The organism is Pelagibaculum spongiae (genome assembly GCF_003097315.1).
In the GTDB taxonomy this organism is placed as follows: Bacteria; Pseudomonadota; Gammaproteobacteria; order Enterobacterales; family Pelagibaculaceae; genus Pelagibaculum; species Pelagibaculum spongiae.
Map to the genome: position 1 here is coordinate 266,067 of NZ_QDDL01000004.1, position 23,417 is coordinate 289,483.

The following is a 23,417-nucleotide window of genomic DNA, read 5'->3' on the forward strand; positions in this document are numbered from 1 at the left end:
TATTGCAGTGCCTAATCCGTACTTAACTGCTCTGGATGATCCTGCTTATACAGGTCATGCTGGCGCACGTGTTGTTGATGAATCGTTTGAACCATTCAGACGTTATCTAGATAATGCGCAAAAAGCATTAGAAAAAAAAGAAGTTAGCTGTGAGTGGAAAGAGCTGCCGGAACCTGATGCGGTTCTGGAAATAAAGCAGCGTATTTTTGAGATCAAACCTCATACGATAATTGAGTTCGAAGTTTTGGATTCAGGGTGGTTTGAGATTACAGAAGACTTAGAAGACGAAGTTCCTGTTGGCGATGACTTTGAGCCAGATCTTAATGAATCCATCAAAATTGGGCGCGGTAAGCAAGGTAGAAAAATAACACTCAGTCCTGAACAGTTCAAAAACGAAAATTCTCGATTTTTCATCAACCTCGGGGATCATGAGGTTGACGATGACGTAGAAAAGATATCTTGGGACGGGTACCTTTTGGCAGTAAAAGCAACCGTATCAAGGCTGCCAAATAGCTTCGAACTTATCCAACAGGGGCGCAAGTTCAAAGCTACAAAGCATAAAGAGCACATGTATAAACTGAATGACATGCCAGATGAAAATCGCCCTCTCTTATTTGACGATCAAAAATTTTCATTTCGAATAGTTCCTGATAATTCGCCCAACGATAGTAGTGATAGATCTAGTGGCAGTTATTTAGTTGTAAGCCAGAAGAAACCAAAAATTGACCATGCAGATGTGCAAGACATCAGTAAGAGTTTTTTGAATGAATTGTCGATTACAGATCTGCAAGATATAAAAAGTCAATCTCTCCCAAATCAGTGGTCTTTGAGCCGCGGAAGTAGCAAAATATCTTTAGATACTCAAGGAGACAAATGTCCTAAGTCGTTACGCCATCGTGAATTTGAAAGTCTAGAAATACTCTGTAAGAAAAATGATCACGATTCTCAATGGATTCAGTTAGTCAATCTTGATCAAGTCGATGACAGTGGTACTGGACAGGATCCTCTCGAGTATTTCTTTGAGGATCAAGTGGATATTCTGGATCAGAATGAAAGACCAGGAAGTAATGCCGGCTATCGAATTTTGAGATCTAAACCTGAAGAGCGTCAATTGCTACTTTGTCGTAAAAAAGATAAGGAGAGAAAGCCGGTTTATCCCAATGGTAATCAGATAAAAGTTAAAGTTAATACTCAGACTCTTTGGCGCCAAAAAGAAGCAATAACCAATCTCAAATTAGCACCCGCACTTTCACAGAAACCACTACTGGACTTGTTAAAAAATCGCTCTCAGCAAGTATGGCCAGACTTCCAGCCAGCCAATGAACATGAGCTTGAATGGTGTATTCTCAAAGATACCAACTTTGATGGATGTGATAAACAAAGAGAGTTTGTAGCTAAGGCGCTGAATACACCTGACTTTGCAATTTTGGATGGTCCGCCAGGTACTGGGAAAACCACCACTATTCTTGAGCTGATTATTCAGCTGGTCAGGCAAGGAAAGCGGATTCTTCTGACCGCTTCGACCCATGCAGCAATAAATAATGTGTTGGAGAGGGTCGATGAGAATAATCTGATCAATGAGGTTTTTCCTTTAAGAATTGGTGATGAGAATCGTGCAGTGGGTGTCGAACAACATCAATACGATAACTTTAAAGAAGGTTTTGGAAGAGCTGTTGATATAACGGACTTTGAGCAGTTGATGGTCGATGCCTCTAATCTTGTGTGCGGAACAACCATGGGAATTCTTCGGCTGCTCAATAATCGAGATCTTAATCTTGATGCTGACTTAGCTCCATTTGATGTCATGATTATTGATGAGTGCAGTAAAACAACGTTTGCCGAATTCCTAGTACCAGCTAGGTATACAGAAAAGTGGATTCTGGTAGGTGATGTAAAGCAGTTATCTCCTTTCACTGACCGTGAACAAATTACGGCAAATCTAAAACAGCTTATTTTACAACATAAAGGTAAGAGCCGGGCTGAAGAGCAGTTATCACCTGACATCCAAAGAGCATGTTTTCTTTTGAATGAACTACGTTCTAATAAAGAAGGAACATGGGGGTACCACGACAAATTGGTAATGCCTGTTTCTAGTGGTGTTCTTTCTGCTCTTCAGAATGAAGTCATGGCTAGATTGGACGATAAAAGCAACCTATCTGAAGATGTTTGTCTTGTGGGTATACAAGGCATTAAAAAGTACACAAACAGCCTGACTGCGGCAGAATTACAAGAAAGTCCATGGAGGCTATACGACTACAATCTCGTATTTTGTGATAAAAACTTGTTCGATCGATATAAGGAATGGATGCCTGCAGACGCTGCTGTACTCTCAGATGACTGGCGAGTATCGGCTCATAATTTCCGGCATATGGCACGTTTTGATGGCATCCATAATTTTAGTTTGAAAGGTCGTAATCACTTTTCAAAATCATACGATATTCATGAGCAATGGTTGAACCACGATAAAAAAACATGTTGGGCTGATGAAGTTGTTTGGAGGTTGGAACGCGAATACTGGCTGAGATTTCTGACTGACAGTTCGGGACGTGGAAATTCGAAATCAAAAGGTATTGAGAGGCAATTGAGTCAGTTACTTCCAAAATCAGTTAAAGCTGATGGGAAGGTATATGGGATTCGAAATATGGCCTTCCCTTCGATTCTGGAGGCACTATCAGGGTCTGGTACGCTTAAGCAGCGTAACGATACACCCAATACATTGAACCAAGGGTTCACTGAATCTGAAAAACAGTCTCGCCACACAACGTTGACCTTCCAACATCGGATGCACCCTGACATCTCAAAATATCCAAGAGAGCAGTTTTACAGCGTGGGCCAGAATTCCCACTCTTTGCTTGATGGAAAGCAGGCTCCAGTTGCCAGAGAGTGGGAATATAGACGTTATAAGGAACATGCAGTATGGCTGGATGTGAACGGGAAAAATTTTGGTAACTCGAATGAAAACGAAGCAAAAAGCATTCTTGATGAACTCAAAATATTCTGTGATTGGGCTGCAGCTCAAGACAAGAAATTTGATATCGCAATCCTGACCTTTTACGTAAAACAGGAAAAGCTGTTAAGGGATAAGCTGCAGAGTCTTACTAAACAGAAAAGATCATTTGCACGCTTTGAGTATCAAGGGGTTAACATCAAACTGAACACTGTAGATTACTTTCAAGGGCAAGAAGCTGACCTCGTCTTTCTATCCATGGTGAATACCAGTCGTGATGGTTTTCTTGATAGCCCCAACCGGTTAAATGTTTCAGTTACACGGGCACGATTCCAACTAGTGGTTGTTGGTAAGAAGCAATACTTTGCTCGAGAATCCCGTTCAAACGAATTAAACGCATTGGCACAGGCATTACCTGTGATCAAGGAGTGACCATGCGCATTAAATTAAAACGACAAGTAACCGCCATATGTTATCAGGCTGTAGCTAGTGTAGATGTCGAACAAGAAAGGCTTGATGTTCAGAAAGCGCTTGAACAGGTTAAGTCCGACTTTAAACGCTTGCCACTTAGGTTAGTAAGTTATTTAGAAAAAGAGCATTTAATTGAAAATCAGCAATTAACCGCCGAAGGAGAAGAAACTTACCAAACAGGGAGATTAGCTTCAAGAGAACGTGGCATTTATCGTATATGGTACCTGGATAATGACGAAGCTTTAGGCACGCGCCCTCTCATGCTTCAAAGAGAAGCAGAGCCAGTTAAGGGATCATATCAACAGAGAAGTAACTTCTATCATTGGCCTGAAACGGAAAGAGTAAGTAGTGATGACTCACGGCATACAGAGAGTGATGAGATCTTTGTGATTGCTGGAGATAAAGAATATAAAAAAAACATTAAGAATTTAAATATTGAAGTTATAAATTCTGGAGAAAGAACAAAAAAAGTAACTCTTGATTTGGAGTTTGAAGTATCCCTTCGTAAAGATCGTACATACACCGCGGGTTTCAAACTTGGAGGAGATCTACCTCTATTTATAAATAACAAGCAGAGATCTGTAGCCATTAGTGAAGAGTATGCGGTAGATCTCCACTGTGACTTTATGAATGAAGTATCAAGTTATCTTGAAACTGAGTGGGATGAGCAACATCAGAGAATGTTATCAGGTGCCCCTGATAATAAAAGATCACTGAGTTCTTTTACTCATCCCAAGTTGAAGTTGGAAGAGATCGACACTCCGTACGGAGGCTTTGACAGTGGTGAGGTATGGCAGCTGCCGCTGATGCCAGAGGACAGACACGAGGCAGAAGAGTGGCAGAAAAAGTGGTTGAATGAGCTTTATAGAGAAGACTACTTCTCATCAGTACAAGCCCAGTATCGTCAACAAATCTGGCTTAGTCACCCTGCGGTTAAACACTATGAATTATTAGTAAAGAGTGGAAAAGAACTGCTTGATTGTCTGGATAGACAGTTAAACCCTGTTAGTTTCTGGCATGCGTCAGCAGCGAACTATTTGATTCCACAAGGCGCTAAATCAGCACTTCCGAGTATCAGACTTAATAAAGACGATATTTTGGAAGTGAGCGACTTGCTGCGTTATCTCACTCTAAGCGAACCAGTAGAAAGTATCATCTATTCTGACCGTCATTATAAATCATCAAAGCATAGAAGAAATATGTCTGAACTAGCTCGATTGAGTGGAGCTAGTTTTGGAAGGATATTTACAACTGATACGTCGGTGAAACTGCCCTCTGACTGGCAGCGTACGGTTATAAAAAGTGGTAAAGATAATCACGACCGGTATTGGATTTTAACGACGACAAGCAGACACTTCATTTGGACTACGACGACAAGCTTGGATTTTATTGATTTTTCAGTGGATGAATCAAAAGTGCTGTCGCCAGTGACCTTCACACAAATTAAGCAGAATGATCTTCCGGAATATTTGCAGGAAGCCTTGCCTAATCATGAATTCAGGGGAGCTATCGCATGATTAAGCCTTATAGCACGGACTTTTCAATCAGTTATCTTGATCAGCCTTTATCCAATGTATTTACTCTGGAAAACAGTGGTGAAGATGAACGTTATATTTTCAGTGATGATGCCTTACAGATAGGAAATACAGAACACTGGGTTAGTGCACTGGAAGCTATAGAGGTTGAAGATAGCCTACTGATAGCTACGAATACTCTCACTGATGAGCAAGCTATTTCTACAATACAAGATCTTGCTGCTAGAGATATTCGAGTGTTTATATTGCTGGGTGATTCGGATGAAAATCAGCCTTGCCTAGAAGCACTGGCCGGTCGTTGCTGTATCCGAACAGGCGTCAATCAAAGCGGGATGTTAGTCATCGCTGATCATCAAATGGATCAACGAGAGTGGGGAAAAATATACTCATCAGAATTTAATAGTGAGCATACTTTCGGTTATGACGTGGAGTTAGAGGCAAAACAGGTTGATGATTACTATCGTCTGTTTTGTCATCTCTTCTGGCATAAAGCCCAATATGAATATTTGGCTTCCGGGAAACCGTTTCCTTGTAAAAATGCTCCCATAGATATGGTTGATATGGGGCATCAGCATGTTATGGCTGAATCCCTTCCAGGGCATCTGGCAAGATCAATGGAAAGCAAAGGTTTCTATCTGAGTAACATAAATCGCTTGGCAGAAAATGCTTTATGGCAACTTCTTGATATTGCTCATCTCGACCTGTCACAGCATCAGTTGTTGCTGAGTCTGGAGCAAATCGACTCCACTAAGTTGAAACAATTTATTTCCAAAATTGACAGTATTCGATTACTTGAGCAGGCAGAGCTTCCTCAAATATTGAACTCAGAAAATGATAGCTGGTTTTTACCACTGAACAATAAAATTGATAGTGTTTCCTGGTCCTTGAAGCTGACTGAAGATCAAAAACAGTCTGTTGAAAATTATTTATTTGATTTACACAATTCCCCCAGTTGGCAACTGAACCGAGACTTAACAGTGGATGAGTTGGGAGCTCCACTGAGATTCTCTGATGCTATTGAAACAGAAATTGAGTGTGCTCAGGAACTCAAAATTAATCTGGATGACCTTGTTTGCAAAAATTTCTACCAGTTCGAAAATATGACAGCAGAGTCACTCGCTGAAGCAAAGGGTTTGACTGAATTTAAGCGCACCAATCTTGCCAAAACTATAGAGTACGAAATTACGATACATCCTCCATATCTAGATAGCCGATCTAAAGACGATAGTTTGCACAAACACTGGCAAGATACTCAAGCTAAATGGTCCATTGAGCTTGAAAGGTTAAGAGCCAGGCTGGGGAGGATTGAAGAGAGTAAAGCAGGTCTTGCTGAAAACATTAAGCGTTACATGGGAGGCTTTTTAACAGGGCAATTAACCAACCATAGAAAGCTAATAAAGCAGCTTCAGGATCTTGAATCTATATCACTTTCAGACTTATCGCCTTCACATAGGCAGGAGCAAGTTCATGTCATTAATGAGTTTGTAGAGAAACTATCTGGTACTGAAGAGAAATTAGCTGAAGAGACAGATAAAGCCGAGCAATTAAAAAAGTGGGAAGAAATTAAGACGAAATTAGAGAAAGAGTGTGGAAATAAATATCAACAACTAGAAACTACAGACAATAAAAGAAATAGCTTTAACTCCTCAAAACAACTGAAAATACGAACCTGCCAGCAGGAGCTCGTGAGTCAGTGGGAAGGCTTAGTCGCTGCAGCGAATGGGTTGGAAAATAGAGATAAATTAGTTGATTTCAACAGCTCGAATGTTACAGATTGGCATGAGCTAAATAAATCATCAATCGATCAGTTTTTCTCTGCTCCAGACTTCTCTCCGTCTGATCAAAATCTACTGATTCAGTGGAGGAATCTTCTTGAACAACATAAGGATCATGCAGCTTTTATTGAAGCTATAACAGACAAGGAATTAACGGCTGAAGCAGTTAGAACTTGGCTTGATAAGCCATCAATTAGTCTTAAGAATACCCTCAAGAAAAGCGTTCAGAAGTTAAAAACCAATGATGAAAAGCATATTAAAGATATAGAGAATCAACATTCACAGCATATCGATAAATTTAAAGCTGCGTTACGAAAGAGCTGTGAAGATTTTCTGCAAAAAAATAAAGGCTTAAGCAGAGAAGAAAGCCAGCTTGAGCAACAATATGGCACCGCAGAGCGTAGCTATAAAATCTCGAAAGAAAAATTAGATGAGCACGAATTAGCCAAATCCGGTATTAGTCCTAAAAATTCTGCAAGCATTTTGTCCAAGCTTTTTGGTAAAAGGGCAGAAGTGAATAATAGTTATGTTCATATCAACTTCCCTAATGAAGACCTTCCGAAGGTTGGCCAATTGTATCAGCTCAATAAGCGACGTTATCTTGCAATAAAACCAGATGAAAATATTGATCAAGGAAAAGAGTGCGCTGAACGTTTAAAGGCTGATCTAGTGGTATTTCGAGGTAGTGAATAATGGCTGAGCAAAAAATAACTCTTATCATTGATGAGGAAGGCTGTATCAGTGCTAAAGCTGAAGGGTTTAATGGTGAAGCTTGCCTTGAGGCTCTGGATAAAATTCTCGAGAACCAAGCAGTGGTAAATGTTCGGACGACGAGTGAGTATTCTCAAAAAGTCTCCATCAATAATTGTACGACAGTTAAGCAGGGAAGGTGATGTTATGAGTGCTGTCATAAAAACATTGACACCTTTCACAGAGCAAGATGTATTACTAGATGCGCTGAGGAATCTGGGCGTATCGACCACCATTATGGGAACAACAATTGTCACCGATAGAAACGATTATCAAGGAGCGCAGAAGTTTATCTGGAATGGTAATGTATACCAGTTTAGCTATGACTCTGATGAACTAGGTGGCCAAATCATAAGAAACTCAATGACCAAAGGATATGTTAGAGTTAGTCAGTTCTTAACTGCTACAGAAACAGAGTACAGGAATGCATTTCAGCGCAAGCTGGCACATATAGCTGAAGAAGATCGTCAGCGCTTGGAGCGAGAACGATTGACTCGTGTAGAAGCGGCACGAAATAAAGCGATAGAAAAAGCCAAGTCACAAGGCTATCGAGTTAAAGAACAGCGCAATAATGGAAAAATCCAGTTGGTTTTAACGAGAACTGTTTATTAATGTTTGACACTCATTTTAACATTGCTCATGTAGAGTCTTCAAGCCATATCTACGGCCCGGGCAACCGGTTTGTGATATGGCTTCAGGGTTGCACGCTGGCTTGCAAGGGCTGTTGGAATACTGCCATGTGGCCACATAAAGAAAATAGGTTAATAGAAAGATCTTTTTTATTAAAACAAATAATTAAAGAGAAAAACATTGAGGGTATTACTTTTCTGGGGGGAGAGCCTTTACAGCAATGCGAAAACGTAAGGTGGCTCATATCAAAAATAAAAATGCATAACCTCTCTGCAATGCTTTATACGGGCTACGAGTGGTCAGAAATTAAGGCAAACCAAAATCATTTAGATGTATGTAATTCGACAGATATATTAATCACAGGTAGGTTTTTACAAAATGAAAGAAATACCAATCTTCTGTGGAGAGGTTCGGACAATCAGATTGTTAACTTTATATCTAATAAATACAGCAGCCTAAAGCTTAAAGAGGTAAATCAGGTTGAGATTACCATTGAAGAAGATGGTGCTTTGAAAATATATGGTTATCCAGATCAGTTATTGTTAGATCAAATTATTTAATCGGTCATTCTCCATTTCAAATGTAAGCGCCGAAGAACCTTTAAATTATTCTGAACTATTCATCCAGGCACTGCCAAATAAAAATCCTCATTCGTAGAATGCGGGATTGCCTGACGCTCCCTAGAAGGGTGCTATGGGCTAGCCTTCAAAGAAGGCTAGCTTGCACAAAATGGATTGGCTTTTAAACGGTAATTCTGATTGATGCACTGTAAGCGCCCAATTAACCACGCTATCGCGCCCACCAAATCAATCAGAACGCTATTCCAAATAGACTGTCATAGAAATGAAATATTAAATAGAATAGGGCGCGAAACGAGCAGGCAACCCTGTTCGAGCAGTTCAAAAGAGACAGGAAAAAACGATGCAAAAAACGATGCCACCCATAGCTTTATTTATTCCCACCACCAAATAATTTATGGGTAAACGCATATTCCGGTTGATTTATAAACGAATCAACCGGGTTTTTCCGATTTTTCTTTTTGTAGTTTTACGCTCCGGCTTTGGCATCCTGCGTCGCTCTAATGCAGGCTCCATGCCTTGTCACTTTGGCTCAGGGATGACCTACGGAAGCTGGTTTCATCATATGCCTGCAACTATTGATATGTGGCAAATGCCGTTATAATGGTCGAGAAGCAAGGGGGGCTTGGTCGGTGTTAAGTAGGTATGCGCTATTAATGAAGGTCTAAGATGGAACCCCTTTGCTACTTTTAGCGTATGTTTCACTCGCATTGAATCCAAAAAAACCAATGAATTTAAATTATTAATGAGCATGCTGTTGCTTGTTAGAGGAGAATGTTTCCATGACACAACCTGCGGATATCCGTTGGATTCAGCGGTTTGATAACTATCAGCGGGCATTGGGACGGTTAACTGATGCCGCTGAGTTGGCCGCGACTCGTCCGTTAAGTGAACTGGAGCAGCAAGGACTGATTCAGGCCTTTGAATTTACTCATGAACTGGCCTGGAATACTCTGAAAGATTTTCTAACCTATCGGGGTGTTGGCCAGATTATCGGCTCACGTGATGCGACGCGGGCTGCTTTCAAAGCTGATTTGTTAGAAAGTGGTGAAGATTGGATGGAGATGATTAAAAGTCGTAATTTGACTACCCATACCTACCGTGAGGAGGTTGTTCGAGATATTGCTGGCAAAATCCTCCATCGCTACCATCCAGCATTTATTGCACTGAAAACTACTTTGCAGCAATGGGTAGATCAAGCAGATGACTGAGTGTTTTACTCGCACATTGCAAGATATCGATTGTGGCTTGAATGAGAGGGTGATCAGGCAAATACAGCAGGTTATGGCGGAAAATCCTGAGATTGGAAAGGCGATCTTGTATGGCTCTCGTGCCAAAGGTAATTATCGCAATGGCTCGGATATCGACCTGACCCTGATTGCTGATAATGAAGCATCGCTTATTCTTGATTCAATTTATCAGCTTGATGAACAGCTGGATGCACTGTTTCTGCCTTACAGTTTTGATTTGTCGATTCTATCCGAAATTGATAACTCAAATCTTGTACAACATATCCAGCGAGTAGGGGTTGTTTTCTATCAGAAAATCTCTAAAAACTCGGTTGAAATATCATAGCCGCTAGCTTTAGGCGGCCATATACCGAAGCTAGATATTTCTACCTTCACTACATCGCTGGATGGTTCAACACTGGTTGCTATCTTATTTTCAGTGTGTTCCAAGTCACGCCAGACCTTGCCAACTCCCAACGAATGCGATGTTTTATCCATAGAAAACCATTGCCACCCAAAGCAATAACAATACCTACTAAAACTTTCCTTATGAGTAGACCAGTCATCATCGATACTGGTCTACCGTCTGCTTTTTCGACACTGACTTAAAAACAAATGTTATGCCGATAGGAAACCCGTTTCATGAATGACGTACAAAAAGCGATCAAACAATTGTCTGTTTTTCAGCCGGGTGTTTTTCCTCGTGATGCTTTGCAGACACTGATTGATCAGCAGGAAATATCTGCACCTCTGCTGCTGCAATATCTGGAAACAGTTGCAGAAGATGTTGAAAAAGCATTGGAGAATGAGCAGGCCGAGTTGATGCTGTTTGCCTTATTTTTGCTCGGGCAATTTAGAGAAACCGCTGCTTACCAACCATTGATAAGAATGCTAGGGCGGCTAGAAGACAGTGAGGACTTGCTGGGAGATTTAGTAACCGAGAGCCTGCCGCGTATTATTGCTTCAGTGTGCGATGGCGACATTAATCCGATTAGAGCTTTGGCAGAAAACCCTGAGGTTGATCCGTATGTTCGCTCTGCGGCTTTCTATGCCCTGGGTACACTCACTTTTCAAAATGTGCTTTCAGTGGATACATTGAAAGATTATTGTCACTCAATGCTGGCAGGGAAACTCCAGTATGATCCCAAAGAGGGTTATCTTCCCATTGCGCTGGTGAGTCTTTGTGAAATGCATGGGTTTGCCGATTTGCTGCCGGATATCCGAAAAGCCTATCAGCGCTGGCCAGAAATGAAGCGCTATAGCCAGCTGAAACACGTTGAAAATAAGCTGAAATCTAGTGAGCCGGATACACTTGAAGTTACTTTTCATAAAGACCTGATCACCGATACGATTGCCAGCCTCGAAACATGGCACTGTTTTAAGCCAGCAGCAAAATATGACGATGGTAATTTGAGTGAATACGGCTTTGAGGATGAAGATTATGATCTTGAGTCATTACTTCCTCAGCTTCAAGCCTTACAGGATCCATTAGAGCGCACTTTTGTTCGTGAAATGCCAAAAGTAGGGCGCAATGACCCCTGTACTTGTGGCAGTGGAAAGAAATACAAAAAGTGCTGTGGTTAAATAAACACAACAAATAAACATGAGAAAAGCACCGTAATGATCCGAGCACTTTTACAGCTAATAATGCTGCCGCTTTATATTCCTTTGCGATTTCTTTATGCCAACAAAATACAGGCACCTATCAACATATTGTATACCTGTTATCGAAACAAAAAAGAGTATGACGCGATCATCGCAAATTCAACCACTGAAGAACTAAAAAATCTGAAAAGTTGGGAAGAGTGGCAGCACCGAGCCAAGGCTGCCGAAGCAGAGTACAGCAATGAAAAGCATCAATTCATCAAGGTGATAATTCGCCCAATCCCTTTGCAACAATGGCTAATATCGCAACAGCTTGAAAATAATTGCGACAATCGTGAGCGCTATGTTGAGCATGTTTTCAATATCGCTTGCCAGCAAGGTATTGAACTGACGAGTCAGTGTAAATATTAATCACTGCGTAAATGTTTGCATAAGATGATGCCCCCGAGACAGCTGTATTTTCGGGTGGTTGTTGGGTGCGCCTTAAGGCTTAATCAGCCTGCTTTAATTCGGTATCAATAGAAATATCAGAGTTTTATTAATGAAAACCAATTGGTTTACTCATAAGAGCACTGCATCCTAGCCGCTTTTTCTGTTCGCCAGATTTTTATGGCTTCAGTTCGTGCCTACAGCTTCTTATCAAATCAACCAGAACACCATTCAGAATAAACTGTCACAAAAGTTAAATGTTAAATAGAATAAGGCGCATAAAAGAGCGAGAACGCAGTTTCGCTCTGTAGCAAAGAGATCTAATAATGATTAGGAAAGCATTTAGTTCCATCGCACTAGCGTTGGTTAGCAGTTCAGTTCTGGCGATGTCCGCAACACCCAAAACCCTTGATACCGAGATTGTTTTCACTAATAGCACGCCAGATACCTTGCAGGTAGTTGTTTCTGGCAACGCTCAAGTTCAGCAAAAGATCACTGAACTAGGCCCGCTGGCCAGCGCTACCCTGGCTAAAGTTACTCGCAACGCGAGTGCCGATAGCCGCTTGAATATTCAGCTATCCAGCAACAATTATCAGATTAATCTGACTCAGCAAACTCAAGGAACCAATTTAAGTTTTGGTGCCAATACATCTGACTTATTGGTAGCGCCACAAACCAACGCTAATATTCAACGTTTTAACACGATATTGGCCGGCGATAAAAACACCTTGGCGTTTAATGCAGAGAACCTCGGTAAAGGCGGCAAGCTGACGTATGTGCTGCATGAACAGGATAAAAAACCGGCGCTTGGCAAGGCCAATCAGTTTAATGTTTTAAGTTACAATATTTGGGCTACTACTATCTTTGGCTCTAAAAAAGTCGATAGCCGTTTAAACCAAATGCCTGCCGTAATGGCAGGTTATGATGCGCTGGTATTGACCGAGGTTTTTGATCATATTCAAACCACGCAACTGTTGAATGAGCTGCGCACGGAATATCCTTACCAATCTTCTGATGTATTTACCGTTGGAAAACTGATGGGCTCGGGTACTCGGATTTTATCGCGCTGGCCTATTTCTGTTGAAGACAGCTTTAAATACACCGTTTGTAACGGCATTCAATGTGCAGCAACCCGCGGTGTGATTTATTTAAAAATCAACAAGCAAGGTAATCCGTACCACGTTTTTGCAACGCATACCCAGTCAGAAGACGATGATGCCAATCGCAATATGCGCTTAGCTCAATTACAACAAATGGGCGAGTACATTCGCAGTTTGAACATTCCTGCCGATGAGCCTGTGATTATGGCGGGTGACTTTAATGTAAATAAAATTGACCTGGCTGAAGACCGAGATTATTTAGAAGCGGTTCTTGGTGCAACTGAACCCGCAAACCGCGGCCATGGTTTCTCTTATGATGCAGATACTAACTTTTGGGCCAAACAGCCTTATGTGCAATTCCTTGATTACACATTAACTTCGAATAATCACTTGCAGCCAAACAGTGCTTACCAAGAGATTTTTGCGCCACGTACAATGACCGACGCACTTTGGGGCGAATGGGATTTATCTGACCATTACGCAGCACGAGGCGTTTTTAGTTACCCAACTGAAAGTCAGCCACTACGCGCTGCATTTCCTTTTGTGGGCGATATTGTACATTTTAAAACCGCCAATGGTTATTACATGCGCAGCATGAGTGGCGGCAATAGCTTTATTTCTGCCGGTTCTGATCAAATGGGTACTTGGGAAAGCTACACCCTTAAAGCACTTGAAAATGGTCAGTATGCAATTCAAGCATTCGACGGCCACTATGTAGCGCTTGATTCATATTTACTCGGTACATTAAAAGCATCAAGCGACAACATTAGCTCTGCTGGGTCATTCACATTGGTTGATCTTGGAAATAACTCGCTGGCATTGAAAGCCGATAATGGTAAGTATTTGCGTGCTGATTTTGGTGGCAGTGCTGGGCTAAGTGCGGGTTCAAATAGCATTGGCAAGAATCAGACCTTCAAGTTGATTCGCCGTTAGGTATAGTTCAACTAGCAGCTCTACTGGGAGCTTAGGCGGCCGGCCCGCGCTCCCAGTGAAAATAATCGGCACATATTGAAAGTCCATCAATAGCCAATGTCTCACGTCACTTCAGGTAAATCTCCTACAGACAAACCATTTTCGAATTCGCTAAAGTATTAAATTCATTGATTATGCATTGGAACCAAGGACGGTTATATGCATCAACATTACGGAATACCTTGTAGCTGCAAGCGAAAGAGCGTGGTCGGACTGGTTTTTGTGCCGGGCATTATGGGGTCACGGCTATTTAATACCGAAAAAGAAACCGTTGTTTGGGACCCAGCAGTGGGAACGGGCAGCAACCCAACCGGTTGGCTAATGGCACAGCGAGAGCAGCAAAATCGCTATATGCAACTTAAGTTGCGTAATGCGATAGGCAAAAGTTCAGGCGTTCAATCAGCAGATTCAGCGGGAAATATTGCAAAACGGGCGAGCCATCATTTGAAGCTTCAGCCTCAATTGCAATATGAAGATAATGAAGAAATTAGAAAGCTGGAGGGTGGTAAACAAAATTGGCGAAAAGTCCGTGCTATTTGGCATTTAGGCAGCTTGTTATTGTCAGGTCCTGATGATCGAAAACAGATGTTAGTGAATGCCGAACCTGGTGCAACCGATCGAAATAATGCGCTGTTACAAGTGGATCGAGGAACCGAGAGTTACTTTACAACATTCACATCGATACAACCTCGAGACATTGAACGGCGGCGCCAACAAGGATGGGGTGAAGTGCTTTGGGGAAGTTATGGACGCTTTCTTAGCTGGTTAAATAGTTGGGTTTCGTCCGAGCTAGGCTCTCAATTTCATAATTGGAATTTTGAAACTTACGCTGTGGGCTACAACTGGATGTTGAGCAACCAAAAGTCGGGAGAGCGACTTAAAAGCCGAATAGAAGCAATCAAAAAAGAGCTCGTCGAAGAATATTCAGTTGAACAAGATAATGTAAAAATTATTGTGGTCAGTCATTCTATGGGGGGGTATGCGAGCCGTGCTGCGGCCATTCTTGAAGGTGCTGATTTTGATGCGGTGATTCACGGTGCAATGCCAACCCATGGCAGCCCGGCAACTTATATAAATACTCGTTGCGGTTATGGTTTTCCTTCGGGGCTGGCGCTGGGAATAAATGCAGCAGAAGTAACCGCAGTGGTTGGTTATTGTCAGGGCGCCTTAGAGTTATTGCCTAATCAGTATTACAAAGATAAAAACGGCAACCATGACTGGTTTAAAATTCAAATTGAAGAGCAGGACGCTATATCAATCAGTCAGCAGTATCCAGGTGAGAAGATATTTGATTTTTATAAGGATACTTCAACTTGGTATAGCTTGATTCAGCCAAAATTACTGATGCCAGCAAGTGGTTTCGTTTTTAATAAAGAAACATCTGATGATTATGAGCAAAGAATATTCAAGGTATATCAGTTTCATAGTCGGCTATCTAATAAATTTCATTTTAATACAAAACTTCTGTATGGAAATAATGAAGAATTTCCTTCATATGACCAATGTATTTGGTACGCAGCACAAGCCCCTGAAGGTTTGCCGCATAATTGGCAAATTTTTGAGCAGCAAAATGATCGTTACTCTTTAGGTGAAGGCAACTTACAGCTGACCGATCGGCAATCAATGACTGATTATGTGGTTCGTTATCGCCAAGCATGGCGACAGTCACGTTTTAGTGATGGTCATGAAAATGTTCTGCTAAATCGTGTTCTCCCACCTCCCACCTCCCAATATTCATTTTCAACTACAACCTGCCAATGCCCCGGGCGACGGCACGGTACATGTAGGTGCCGGTAAATACCCTGATGTATTAAGCAGTCGCAAGTTCCCGTTGGATCTTGACCAAGAGCACCAGCTATTTTTTGATAGCGAAAATGTGATGGTTAAACTAACTGAGTTGCTATGGAAGCAAGTACATTTATTTGATCAGCAGAGCAAAGGCCTATGAAAAAAACATTTTTAGGTTTAATTACAATATTTTTTATTTCAATAGGATGTACGGCCAAGGGAATCAACAAAATGGAATTCAAACACCTTTTTCAATCTACTTGTATTAGCCGGTATCAAATGGACTTACCATCAGATAGTTATTATACCGTTGCAAGATATAAAGATAGCTTGGTAAAGGTTGTCATTAGTGACCCATCATTAAAGAAAGCCAAAAAGATAGGTTTCTATGATGGAATTGAGCGAAAAAAAGATTGGGCTAATCGCATTGAAAAGAAACGATCTGAAAGATTTAATGAGCCTAAGTATTTTAATAAACTTTTTTCTGATGATTTGAGCATACTTTCTTATTTCATACGCTTTCATCCAGGAAAGCCGGGCGATGGGTACATTTTCAAAACTTTTGGTCTTAAAAATTTCTTAAATATGGCGGTAGAGATTGATGCTAAAACAGTAGAGTTTGATTACTCAGACCAACGCTATCGAGAAAAATATGCAGAGCATCTTGAACGTTACAAACAACGCGCCAATCAAATGGCATATCAACCCTGGCCCCACAATCAACTAGGGATTTGCCTGAACAACCAGTTGTTGTTAAATACCGAAAAAGCATTAGACGATGAATATTTTCAAATTACCTATACCAATGGTAAAGAAACCAAATTTACTTTTGAGTTTATTGCTTTCCCCAAGCAGCATTGGCAAAGTTTGGATAAAAAAATGGGCTACAGCGCCGGTCTGGTCAGCTTGTTTGCTAGTGAACACTTGACGGTTGGCGGCAGAGCAGGGCGATTATTTGTTAGCCCCGGTCGCTACGACGATTCAATTCTAGAATACAAATGGGTGGCTAGCGATGCTAAAGCCGGTTCAACGCGATTACCTTACATGCGAATAAGCGGCAGCGTTAATGTGGCGGATTTCCCAGAATTGGTAGCGGTCGGTATAACCAATGAGGATTTACTGGTTATTTTACTGAGGAGTATGCGAGTGCGAGAAAATGGCATGCTGGGAACCCAGTAAAAATCGTTAGTTTAAGAAAGGTAATGCTGAGCATAGCATTACCTTTCTTAATTGAATCAATGACAATCGAAACAGGAGTCAAGGGCAAGAAAAGAGACTAATCACACCTACCATACTCCCCGAACCTTATGCTTTTCTCGATCAACTTCAGGCCCGGTCAACCGATCCCAAAGCAAAATACCGGCTCGCATTTCAATGTAGCTAGTAGGTTTTCTATAGTCAGCCAGACTGCCTTGCAGCTGGTCATTTTCCATCTCAAATGCCCACATATGTAACTTGCCGCTAGTGCGTTCTGCCAAAACACATTTAAAGAAATGACTAGGTACCGGAACGCTATAGCCAGCGTCATCTGCTCGGCCAATCATTTGAATAGGCGTTTCAAAATCAAAAATGGGCCCTGAAATGACATAGGTTTCCAGCACATCTGGCTGTGAATCTAGCTGGCGAACCGCAGATTCTAGTTCACGCCAAATTCGTCGGTTAAAGCCAGGTGCTTGGGGCGACATATTCGAGAGCAGGAAGGTTTCGCTATTTTGTAATTGTTCGTCGTTTTGGTTGGCACTGGCTACCAAATGGCCACGATCAAAGCCACTACGCCGATAATCAGATAAATCGGCGCGGAAGTTTTTAGGTACTCGAAAATCCGGACGGAAATTATCGGTACGGTCTACTTCTTCGAGATCTTTTTTATCCGGATCAACAATTTCAATTGCCCATTTGGCTTGCCGGAAATAATACGAATAGCCGACGGTGTAGCAACGATTGATCAGAATCTGGTCAGCAGCCGGACAGCCATAGCGGGTTTCTGGTCGGGTAGTGAAAATATCCATCATCGTTGCTCCCTTAAAAGTGACTATTTAATAGTACCGCTTTGACTAGGGATGCCGGTTAACCTTTTGTGAATATTTGGTTTTTTTATTGGCCGATATTTAACTATTAAATTTCCGTCTGGTATTCACGGCCACCCCCGAAAGTTGCAGGTCGCGCATAGCGCTCCGTGCAACCTTGGGAGGCAATAATGAAAATTTACCAGCTACAAACTCAATCGTTTGAAAATTGGCTCGGGAATATATTTAATAATCATCATAATGAAGCGCCAAAACCACAGGGTGTAGATTTCATTTTTGCCTTTATCTAGACCATTTAAAATGTCATCGGCAACTTGCTCAGGCTTTGCCCAAAGCGGCCCGCCTTTAGCTATAGCTGCAGTCATTGGCGTATCAACAAAACCGGGTTTGATGGTTAACAGCTGAACATTGGATTTTGCCAACCGGTTGCGCAAGCCTTGGCAATAAGCCGTGACCAGCGCCTTTGCGCTACCGTAAACGTAATTACTTTGACGACCTCGGTCACCCGCAACTGAGGAGATAACCGCAATTTGGCCACTCTTTTGTTGTTCTAATTTTTCCGCCAAGGTTGCTAATATGGCAATGACACTGGTGCCATTTTCCCGCAGCGCTTGATCGGTTTTCTGCCAACTATCTGCAATGTCGGCTTGATCCGGAAGGGTGCCATGGGCAATTAACACTCGGTCAATATGCTCGATTTTTTTGAATTGCAAAAATGCTTCTATTTGCTGAGGAATTTGATCTACTTCTGCTAAATCGATTAAAGCGAAATCAACTTGGTTAGCGCCACGCGCGGTTAAATCATCGGCAATCACTTGTAGTTTTTCTTCATTGCGACCGATCAGTAATAGCCTTTCATTTCTTTGTGCTAGTTTTTGTGCGACCTTTTGTGCAATCGCCGAAGTAGCACCAAATATTAAATTGGTTTTCATTGTTATATCCATCGAAAGAGCTGCGCTCTTTTGTTTTTATATTCAAATTCGATAGTAGGTTTGACGATCAGACATTTAAAACTCAAAGTTAATTGTTGTCTGATTGCGCCTGCGGCTTATCAAACCTACGTGAATTATTTGTTGCCCATGACTCGTTGCCAGAAGGCCGAGCTTATTTTAGGGTCGATAAATTTTTCAAATTGTTGCCAGTTCGGATAGCTTTGCTGGTAAAACTCAGCACTCATCGCTGCATCTTTTGCCGGATATAACCGGCCACCGGCTTCGGCGACTATGGCATCTAATCGTTTAAATAATTTCTTGGTTTCGCTACCGCGATTGGCAAAATCTAGTGCGTAGGTAATGCCCGGCATGGGAAAGGACAACATGCCCGGTGATGCAATATCGCCAAATTCTTTTAATACGGTCAGGAATGATCCTTGGCCAGATTTTGCGATGGTTTTTAAAATCTCTACCACTGCCTGCGGGCTTTGCTTAGGAACGACGCATTGGTATTGGTAAAAACCACGTTTGCCGTAAATTCGGTTCCAGCGATTAATCGCATCTAACGGGTAGAAAAAAGGTCGGTAATGGCTGATTTCAGATTTGCTCGGGTGGCCGTAGTAATAAAGCTGGTTGAATGCCGCGACTGAAAATTTATTCAAAGCAAAGTTAGGGAAATTTAACGGAATATCTAATTTGTCTTTTTTGTTGGCAGCATCTGCCTGATGGGCAATATGGCGGCCACGCATATAAACGCCACGGCCCAGCTGTTTTCCTGTTGCCATGCTATCAACCCAAGCAACGGTATAGGGCCAATCTTTTGATTGTTGATTAATGGTTAAAAAGTCATCAAGTGATTGATAGCGAATGGTTTCAGTCGATAACCAAGAGCCGGGCACTCGCATGAGCTGAATTTCAGCCCAACTAATTAAGCCAGTTAAACCCATGCCAGCAATAGTCGCTGAAAAAAAATCGCTATTTTTTTCAGGGGAACAAACTAAGCGCCGATCGCTGCGAACCAGTTCAAATTGCAAAATGTGGTTACCAAAACAGCCTTGATGGTGATGGTTCTTGCCATGAACATCATTAGCAATCGCACCGCCAAGGGTCACTTTTGCTGTGCCGGGTGTGACCGGTAAAAACCAGCCCCAGGGCAAGACCAGCTGAATAATTTGCTCTAGGGTAACGCCCGATTCACACTTTAATCGGCCGGAGATTGGGTCAAAACTGATTAAGTGGTTCAGCTGTTGGGTGCTGATCAGACTGCCTTGTGGATTTAACGGTAAATCGCCATAACTACGACCATTCCCCCAAGGCAACCAGCAGTCGATATCTGGTGGCACTTTTGAAAAGCGCCACGGCAATTCCTGAAAATCTTGCGTTTGTTGGTCAAATAATCGACCCCAACTCAGATCCTGCATCAGGGACAGCTCCTGTTAAATTATTCTTATTTAGCTGAATTTTTTATCAGCCATTTTTTTAGTTTTACTAACGTGTTCAGAAAATACGCATGATTCTGTTCTAATTCTGTAGTTACCATCCATGGCGCATGGATTCCGGCATCTTTGCTCGGGATGACAGAGCCGGAGCAAATTGCTCGCTCTGAGATTTCAAAGCAAGCGCTATCATTCTCACCAGGAATTCATTTACAGCCCTAAGGTTGCAGCAATCAAGGCAACGCCGGCAATGCCGCCTAGCACCCAGCTAATTCGATCTCGGATGGCAAATACCACTGGATCTTCATTCATTTCACCGCGACTGGTGAGTAATAGCATTCGGCTGATCCACAATAAAACGATTGGGCAAAGCGCCCATAACAGCTGCGGAGAAGGGTAGAGCGACATAATATCTTTGTTGTTGATATACATCGCCAATACCACCACCGCCGAATAACCGCTAGTGGCCGCCATAATCTGTAAAATTTGAATATCTGCAATCACATAACCCCGGCCACGGGCTTTTTCTTTGATTGGGCTTTCTGTTTGTTCGCCCTGATCTTGCTGCAATTTATCTAGTTCAGATAAACGTTTGATCATCGCCAGAGAGAAAAACAGAAAGATTGAAAATGCCAGTAGCCAGAAAGACAACTCAACTGATATAGCCGCAGCGCCAGCAACTACTCGCACAGTGTACAAGCCTGCTAATAGCAGCACATCAATCAGCTCGGTTTTTTTCAGCCGTAATGAGTAGGCCATGGTGACAACGAAATAAGCACCGAGTACCCAAGCAAACTGCATTGGCAAAGAAATGCAGATTAATGCCGAGATCAGCATAAACACAGGGGTGAGTAATACGCCCTGCATAATTGACATTTTGCCCGAGGCGAGTGGCCGATTACATTTGCTGTGGTGATGGCGATCTGAGTCTAGATCCATCAGATCATTAATGAGATAAACTGCGGAAGCACAAAATCCAAAAGCAATAAATGCCAACACAGATTGGCTAAATGTCAGCAGGTTGAGTTGATGGGAAGTCATTAAAGGAACAAACACCAGCAGGTTTTTTACCCATTGATGAATTCGGATGCCTTTAAAAAAAGTTTTGGCTGCTTGTTTGTCGGGTGCCGGAAATTCTTCAACAAACTGCAGATCAGCCGCGGCAGATTTAACACTTTGGCTGGCGTTGGCAATTAATGCACCGGCCGCATGGGGCCAAACTTTTAAGTCAGCTCGGTCATTGCCGATGTAATCAAACTGCTGGTCGCCGTACTTCTCTTTTAACAGAGTGACTTTATTGGTGCCGGTCAGATTGGTTTTATCATCACTGGCCAGCACTTCATCAAACAGCTGCAAATGATCCGCCACTGGTTGCACCAACGAATGGTGACTGCCACTGGCCAACACCAGCTTTCTACCTTGGGCTTTTTGCTGCTTGAGATAACCAATTATTCTTTGGTCATAGGGCAGCACCGATGGATCGGGTTTGCCGATGCTTGCAAGCTGTGACTTTAAATATGCCTTGCCGCGAGCTAGCCACATCGGCAAAAAGAAAACCAGCCAGGGCTTTTGTTTTAACGCCCGAACCAGACTTTCTAACAGCATATCGGAATGAATGAGTGTGCCATCCAAGTCGACACACACCGGGTGATCAACTGAACGGGCACAAGCTGAGCTGAGATACTGCTTATTCATAGCTTTTTCTTCTTATTATTTGGGGCAGTTTGCCATGAATAATCAGCAAGGTGATTAATCCTATGACAACCGCTAGCCATAAAGTGGTCAAGCGAGAAATCAGTGTTGCGGCGGTTGCATTGGCCGAATCAACGCCGCTAGCCAGTAGCAATCCATACATAACTGCCTCTGCGCTACCTAAGCCGCCAGGCAGAAAGGACAGGGCACCTGCCAACATGGCTAATGCATAAATGCCAGCTGCTAGGGAATAATCGATGGTGTTGCCGGTTGCTTCAACAATAATGCCGAGTGCTAAAGCTTCTAGTCCCCAGGCAATTATTCCAATTAATAGTCCTTGTAATAGCCGGACGGGGCCAAGCAATTGATTGCTTTGTTTTAAAATATCTAGCACACGAAAACCCAGCCGATTGACCCAGCTAATTGGAATTCGATTAATGATTTTTTCTGCTAAATGCTGACATTTTTGCGACAGCATTAGAAAGATCAAGCCGGATAACAACACCAGGGCGGCATAACCAAAAGCGGCATATTCAGGGAAACGTAAAATGGCAAAGCTGGCTAGAAGCAATACTGCAAGGAGGTCTTGCACCCGTTCAACCACTAGCATTGCCAAACTATTAGTGACCGGCACTTGATGTTTTTCAAGATAGAGACTGCGAACCGCTTCACCTGCTTTACCCGGTGTGGTCGTCAGAGCGAAGCCAGCTAGATAATAGCCAAGGCTTTTTAACGGAGGAACCGCATAATCCCCCTGTCGCAGGAAACCTTGCCAGCGAAAAAAACGCAGTAAATAGTTGGCAATTGACAGCAAGCTGACCCATAACACCAACCAGGGAGAAAATTGTGTGATCGCTTTTAAGCCATCACCTGAGTCAGTTGCCAACAGCCAGATACCATAACCTGCTATGGCTGCCACAACCGAAACAACAATCGCCTTATAGGAAAAACGCAAAGTTGACTCCAGCAACCGAGGATCTTTGTCCTCTTTATCAATGCGCTGGACTATAACAGAGGCGTTTAAATACTGTAAGACAAGTTATATGACCATTTAGTGAGCGCTATGAAACAGGTACTTTTTGTTTGTATGGGCAATATTTGCCGTTCTCCCACTGCCGATGGTGTTTTCAGAAAAATGCTGTCAGATCAAGATGATATCAGTTGCGATTCTGCTGGCACTGATGCCTGGCATATTGGCGAATCTCCTGACTCTCGGACTGCGGCAACCGCACGCAGGCGAGGTTACGATTTAACCCAACTAAGAGCGCGACAGGTAACTAACGAAGATTTCGAGCTATTTGATTTGGTTTTGGCAATGGATCGTTCGAATTTGAGCAAGTTGCAGCGAATGTGCCCGGAAAATCTACAGCACAAGGTTGAATTATTTCTGAATGGTACGTCGCAGGAGGAAGATGAAGTGCCGGATCCATATTTTGGCGGTAATGGCGGCTTTGATCATGTGATGGATCTGGTAGAAGATGGCTGTCGAAGCCTATTAACTAGGCTTCGACAGTAATCATT

At 42.4% G+C, this 23,417-nt stretch carries 18 protein-coding genes and 2 pseudogenes; 15 read left to right on the top strand and 5 right to left on the bottom strand.

The genetic code is table 11. The features are described 5' to 3' along the window. Window positions 1-7 precede the first annotated feature (7 nt). From DC094_RS11675 to DC094_RS11735, 14 genes and pseudogenes are all read left to right on the top strand, one after another. Window positions 8-3,379, top strand: a complete 3,372-nt coding sequence (locus DC094_RS11675; protein WP_116687296.1) for an AAA domain-containing protein — start codon at window positions 8-10, stop codon at window positions 3,377-3,379. A gap of 2 nt (window positions 3,380-3,381) precedes the next feature. Continuing rightward, on the top strand, window positions 3,382-4,935 hold the full coding sequence (locus DC094_RS11680) for a hypothetical protein (RefSeq protein WP_116687297.1): 1,554 nt from the start codon (window positions 3,382-3,384) through the stop codon (window positions 4,933-4,935). Further along, window positions 4,932-7,421, top strand: coding sequence for a hypothetical protein (locus DC094_RS11685; protein ID WP_116687298.1), 2,490 nt, complete (start codon window positions 4,932-4,934; stop codon window positions 7,419-7,421). Before DC094_RS11680 ends, DC094_RS11685 begins: the two co-directional genes overlap by 4 nt. After that, entirely contained in the window at window positions 7,421-7,621 is a 201-nt protein-coding gene (locus DC094_RS11690; protein ID WP_116687299.1) for a DUF2997 domain-containing protein, read from the top strand. Before DC094_RS11685 ends, DC094_RS11690 begins: the two co-directional genes overlap by 1 nt. A gap of 4 nt (window positions 7,622-7,625) precedes the next feature. Further along, window positions 7,626-8,090, top strand: coding sequence for a hypothetical protein (locus DC094_RS11695; protein ID WP_116687300.1), 465 nt, complete (start codon window positions 7,626-7,628; stop codon window positions 8,088-8,090). Continuing rightward, window positions 8,090-8,668, top strand: a complete 579-nt coding sequence (locus DC094_RS11700) for a 4Fe-4S single cluster domain-containing protein (RefSeq protein ID WP_116687301.1) — start codon at window positions 8,090-8,092, stop codon at window positions 8,666-8,668. The genes DC094_RS11695 and DC094_RS11700 overlap by 1 nt, the downstream gene beginning before the upstream one ends. 800 nt (window positions 8,669-9,468) lie before the next feature. Further along, entirely contained in the window at window positions 9,469-9,897 is a 429-nt protein-coding gene (locus DC094_RS11705) for a nucleotidyltransferase substrate binding protein (protein ID WP_116687302.1), read from the top strand. Then, on the top strand, window positions 9,890-10,261 hold the full coding sequence (locus DC094_RS11710) for a nucleotidyltransferase domain-containing protein (protein ID WP_178030898.1): 372 nt from the start codon (window positions 9,890-9,892) through the stop codon (window positions 10,259-10,261). Before DC094_RS11705 ends, DC094_RS11710 begins: the two co-directional genes overlap by 8 nt. Before the next feature lie 296 nt (window positions 10,262-10,557). After that, window positions 10,558-11,283 (top strand): annotated as a pseudogene (locus DC094_RS22615) (DUF1186 domain-containing protein); the annotation flags it as partial. A gap of 138 nt (window positions 11,284-11,421) precedes the next feature. Further along, window positions 11,422-11,499: pseudogene (locus DC094_RS23005) on the top strand (SEC-C metal-binding domain-containing protein); the annotation flags it as partial. Window positions 11,500-11,535: 36 nt separating this feature from the next. After that, window positions 11,536-11,931 carry a hypothetical protein gene (locus tag DC094_RS11720; RefSeq protein ID WP_133245530.1) on the top strand — a complete coding sequence of 132 codons (396 nt, stop codon included), beginning with the start codon at window positions 11,536-11,538 and terminating at the stop codon, window positions 11,929-11,931. Between the two features lie 344 nt (window positions 11,932-12,275). Beyond that, window positions 12,276-13,982 (top strand): endonuclease/exonuclease/phosphatase family protein, encoded by a 1,707-nt coding sequence (locus DC094_RS11725; protein WP_158527305.1) that lies wholly within the window; start codon window positions 12,276-12,278, stop codon window positions 13,980-13,982. A gap of 198 nt (window positions 13,983-14,180) precedes the next feature. After that, a complete protein-coding gene (locus DC094_RS11730) occupies window positions 14,181-15,818 on the top strand; it encodes an esterase/lipase family protein (protein WP_116687305.1) in 1,638 nt (545 codons plus the stop codon). A 147-nt stretch (window positions 15,819-15,965) separates the two neighbouring features. Then, complete coding sequence (locus DC094_RS11735; RefSeq protein ID WP_116687306.1) at window positions 15,966-16,988, top strand: hypothetical protein; 1,023 nt, start codon at window positions 15,966-15,968, stop codon at window positions 16,986-16,988. 107 nt (window positions 16,989-17,095) lie between these two features. On the opposite strand, the gene DC094_RS11740 is transcribed toward DC094_RS11735, so the two are convergent. From DC094_RS11740 to DC094_RS11760, 5 genes are all read right to left on the bottom strand, one after another. Continuing rightward, a complete protein-coding gene (locus DC094_RS11740) occupies window positions 17,096-17,821 on the bottom strand; it encodes a DNA/RNA non-specific endonuclease (RefSeq protein ID WP_116687307.1) in 726 nt (241 codons plus the stop codon). A 200-nt stretch (window positions 17,822-18,021) separates the two neighbouring features. After that, window positions 18,022-18,768, bottom strand: a complete 747-nt coding sequence (locus DC094_RS11745) for an SDR family oxidoreductase (protein WP_116687432.1) — start codon at window positions 18,766-18,768, stop codon at window positions 18,022-18,024. A 134-nt stretch (window positions 18,769-18,902) separates the two neighbouring features. Next, entirely contained in the window at window positions 18,903-20,189 is a 1,287-nt protein-coding gene (locus tag DC094_RS11750; RefSeq protein WP_116687308.1) for an FAD-binding oxidoreductase, read from the bottom strand. 225 nt (window positions 20,190-20,414) lie between these two features. Beyond that, the gene (locus tag DC094_RS11755; RefSeq protein ID WP_116687309.1) at window positions 20,415-21,899 is read right to left on the bottom strand and encodes a UbiA family prenyltransferase; all 1,485 of its coding nucleotides are present in this window, start codon (window positions 21,897-21,899) and stop codon (window positions 20,415-20,417) included. Further along, window positions 21,892-22,851 (bottom strand): lysylphosphatidylglycerol synthase transmembrane domain-containing protein, encoded by a 960-nt coding sequence (locus tag DC094_RS11760; RefSeq protein WP_158527306.1) that lies wholly within the window; start codon window positions 22,849-22,851, stop codon window positions 21,892-21,894. Before DC094_RS11760 ends, DC094_RS11755 begins: the two co-directional genes overlap by 8 nt. Window positions 22,852-22,959: 108 nt before the next feature. Here DC094_RS11760 and DC094_RS11765 point away from each other — a divergent pair, with 108 nt between their 5' ends. Next, window positions 22,960-23,412, top strand: a complete 453-nt coding sequence (locus tag DC094_RS11765) for a low molecular weight protein-tyrosine-phosphatase (protein WP_116687311.1) — start codon at window positions 22,960-22,962, stop codon at window positions 23,410-23,412. The last annotated feature ends 5 nt before the right edge of the window (window positions 23,413-23,417 follow it).

What these genes read in the sequence shown, in the direction of transcription:
- DC094_RS11735 (WP_116687306.1), top strand. Translation starts at nt 15,966, where the DNA reads ATGAAAAAAACATTTTTAGGTTTAATTACAATATTTTTTATTTCAATA.
- DC094_RS11695 (WP_116687300.1), top strand. Translation starts at nt 7,626, where the DNA reads ATGAGTGCTGTCATAAAAACATTGACACCTTTCACAGAGCAAGATGTA.
- DC094_RS11745 (WP_116687432.1), bottom strand. Translation starts at nt 18,768, where the DNA reads ATGAAAACCAATTTAATATTTGGTGCTACTTCGGCGATTGCACAAAAG.
- DC094_RS11720 (WP_133245530.1), top strand. Translation starts at nt 11,536, where the DNA reads ATGATCCGAGCACTTTTACAGCTAATAATGCTGCCGCTTTATATTCCT.
- DC094_RS11750 (WP_116687308.1), bottom strand. Translation starts at nt 20,189, where the DNA reads ATGCAGGATCTGAGTTGGGGTCGATTATTTGACCAACAAACGCAAGAT.
- DC094_RS11765 (WP_116687311.1), top strand. Translation starts at nt 22,960, where the DNA reads ATGAAACAGGTACTTTTTGTTTGTATGGGCAATATTTGCCGTTCTCCC.
- DC094_RS11690 (WP_116687299.1), top strand. Translation starts at nt 7,421, where the DNA reads ATGGCTGAGCAAAAAATAACTCTTATCATTGATGAGGAAGGCTGTATC.
- DC094_RS11740 (WP_116687307.1), bottom strand. Translation starts at nt 17,821, where the DNA reads ATGATGGATATTTTCACTACCCGACCAGAAACCCGCTATGGCTGTCCG.
- DC094_RS11755 (WP_116687309.1), bottom strand. Translation starts at nt 21,899, where the DNA reads ATGAATAAGCAGTATCTCAGCTCAGCTTGTGCCCGTTCAGTTGATCAC.
- DC094_RS11710 (WP_178030898.1), top strand. Translation starts at nt 9,890, where the DNA reads ATGACTGAGTGTTTTACTCGCACATTGCAAGATATCGATTGTGGCTTG.
- DC094_RS11730 (WP_116687305.1), top strand. Translation starts at nt 14,181, where the DNA reads ATGCATCAACATTACGGAATACCTTGTAGCTGCAAGCGAAAGAGCGTG.
- DC094_RS11685 (WP_116687298.1), top strand. Translation starts at nt 4,932, where the DNA reads ATGATTAAGCCTTATAGCACGGACTTTTCAATCAGTTATCTTGATCAG.
- DC094_RS11700 (WP_116687301.1), top strand. Translation starts at nt 8,090, where the DNA reads ATGTTTGACACTCATTTTAACATTGCTCATGTAGAGTCTTCAAGCCAT.
- DC094_RS11725 (WP_158527305.1), top strand. Translation starts at nt 12,276, where the DNA reads ATGATTAGGAAAGCATTTAGTTCCATCGCACTAGCGTTGGTTAGCAGT.
- DC094_RS11680 (WP_116687297.1), top strand. Translation starts at nt 3,382, where the DNA reads ATGCGCATTAAATTAAAACGACAAGTAACCGCCATATGTTATCAGGCT.
- DC094_RS11705 (WP_116687302.1), top strand. Translation starts at nt 9,469, where the DNA reads ATGACACAACCTGCGGATATCCGTTGGATTCAGCGGTTTGATAACTAT.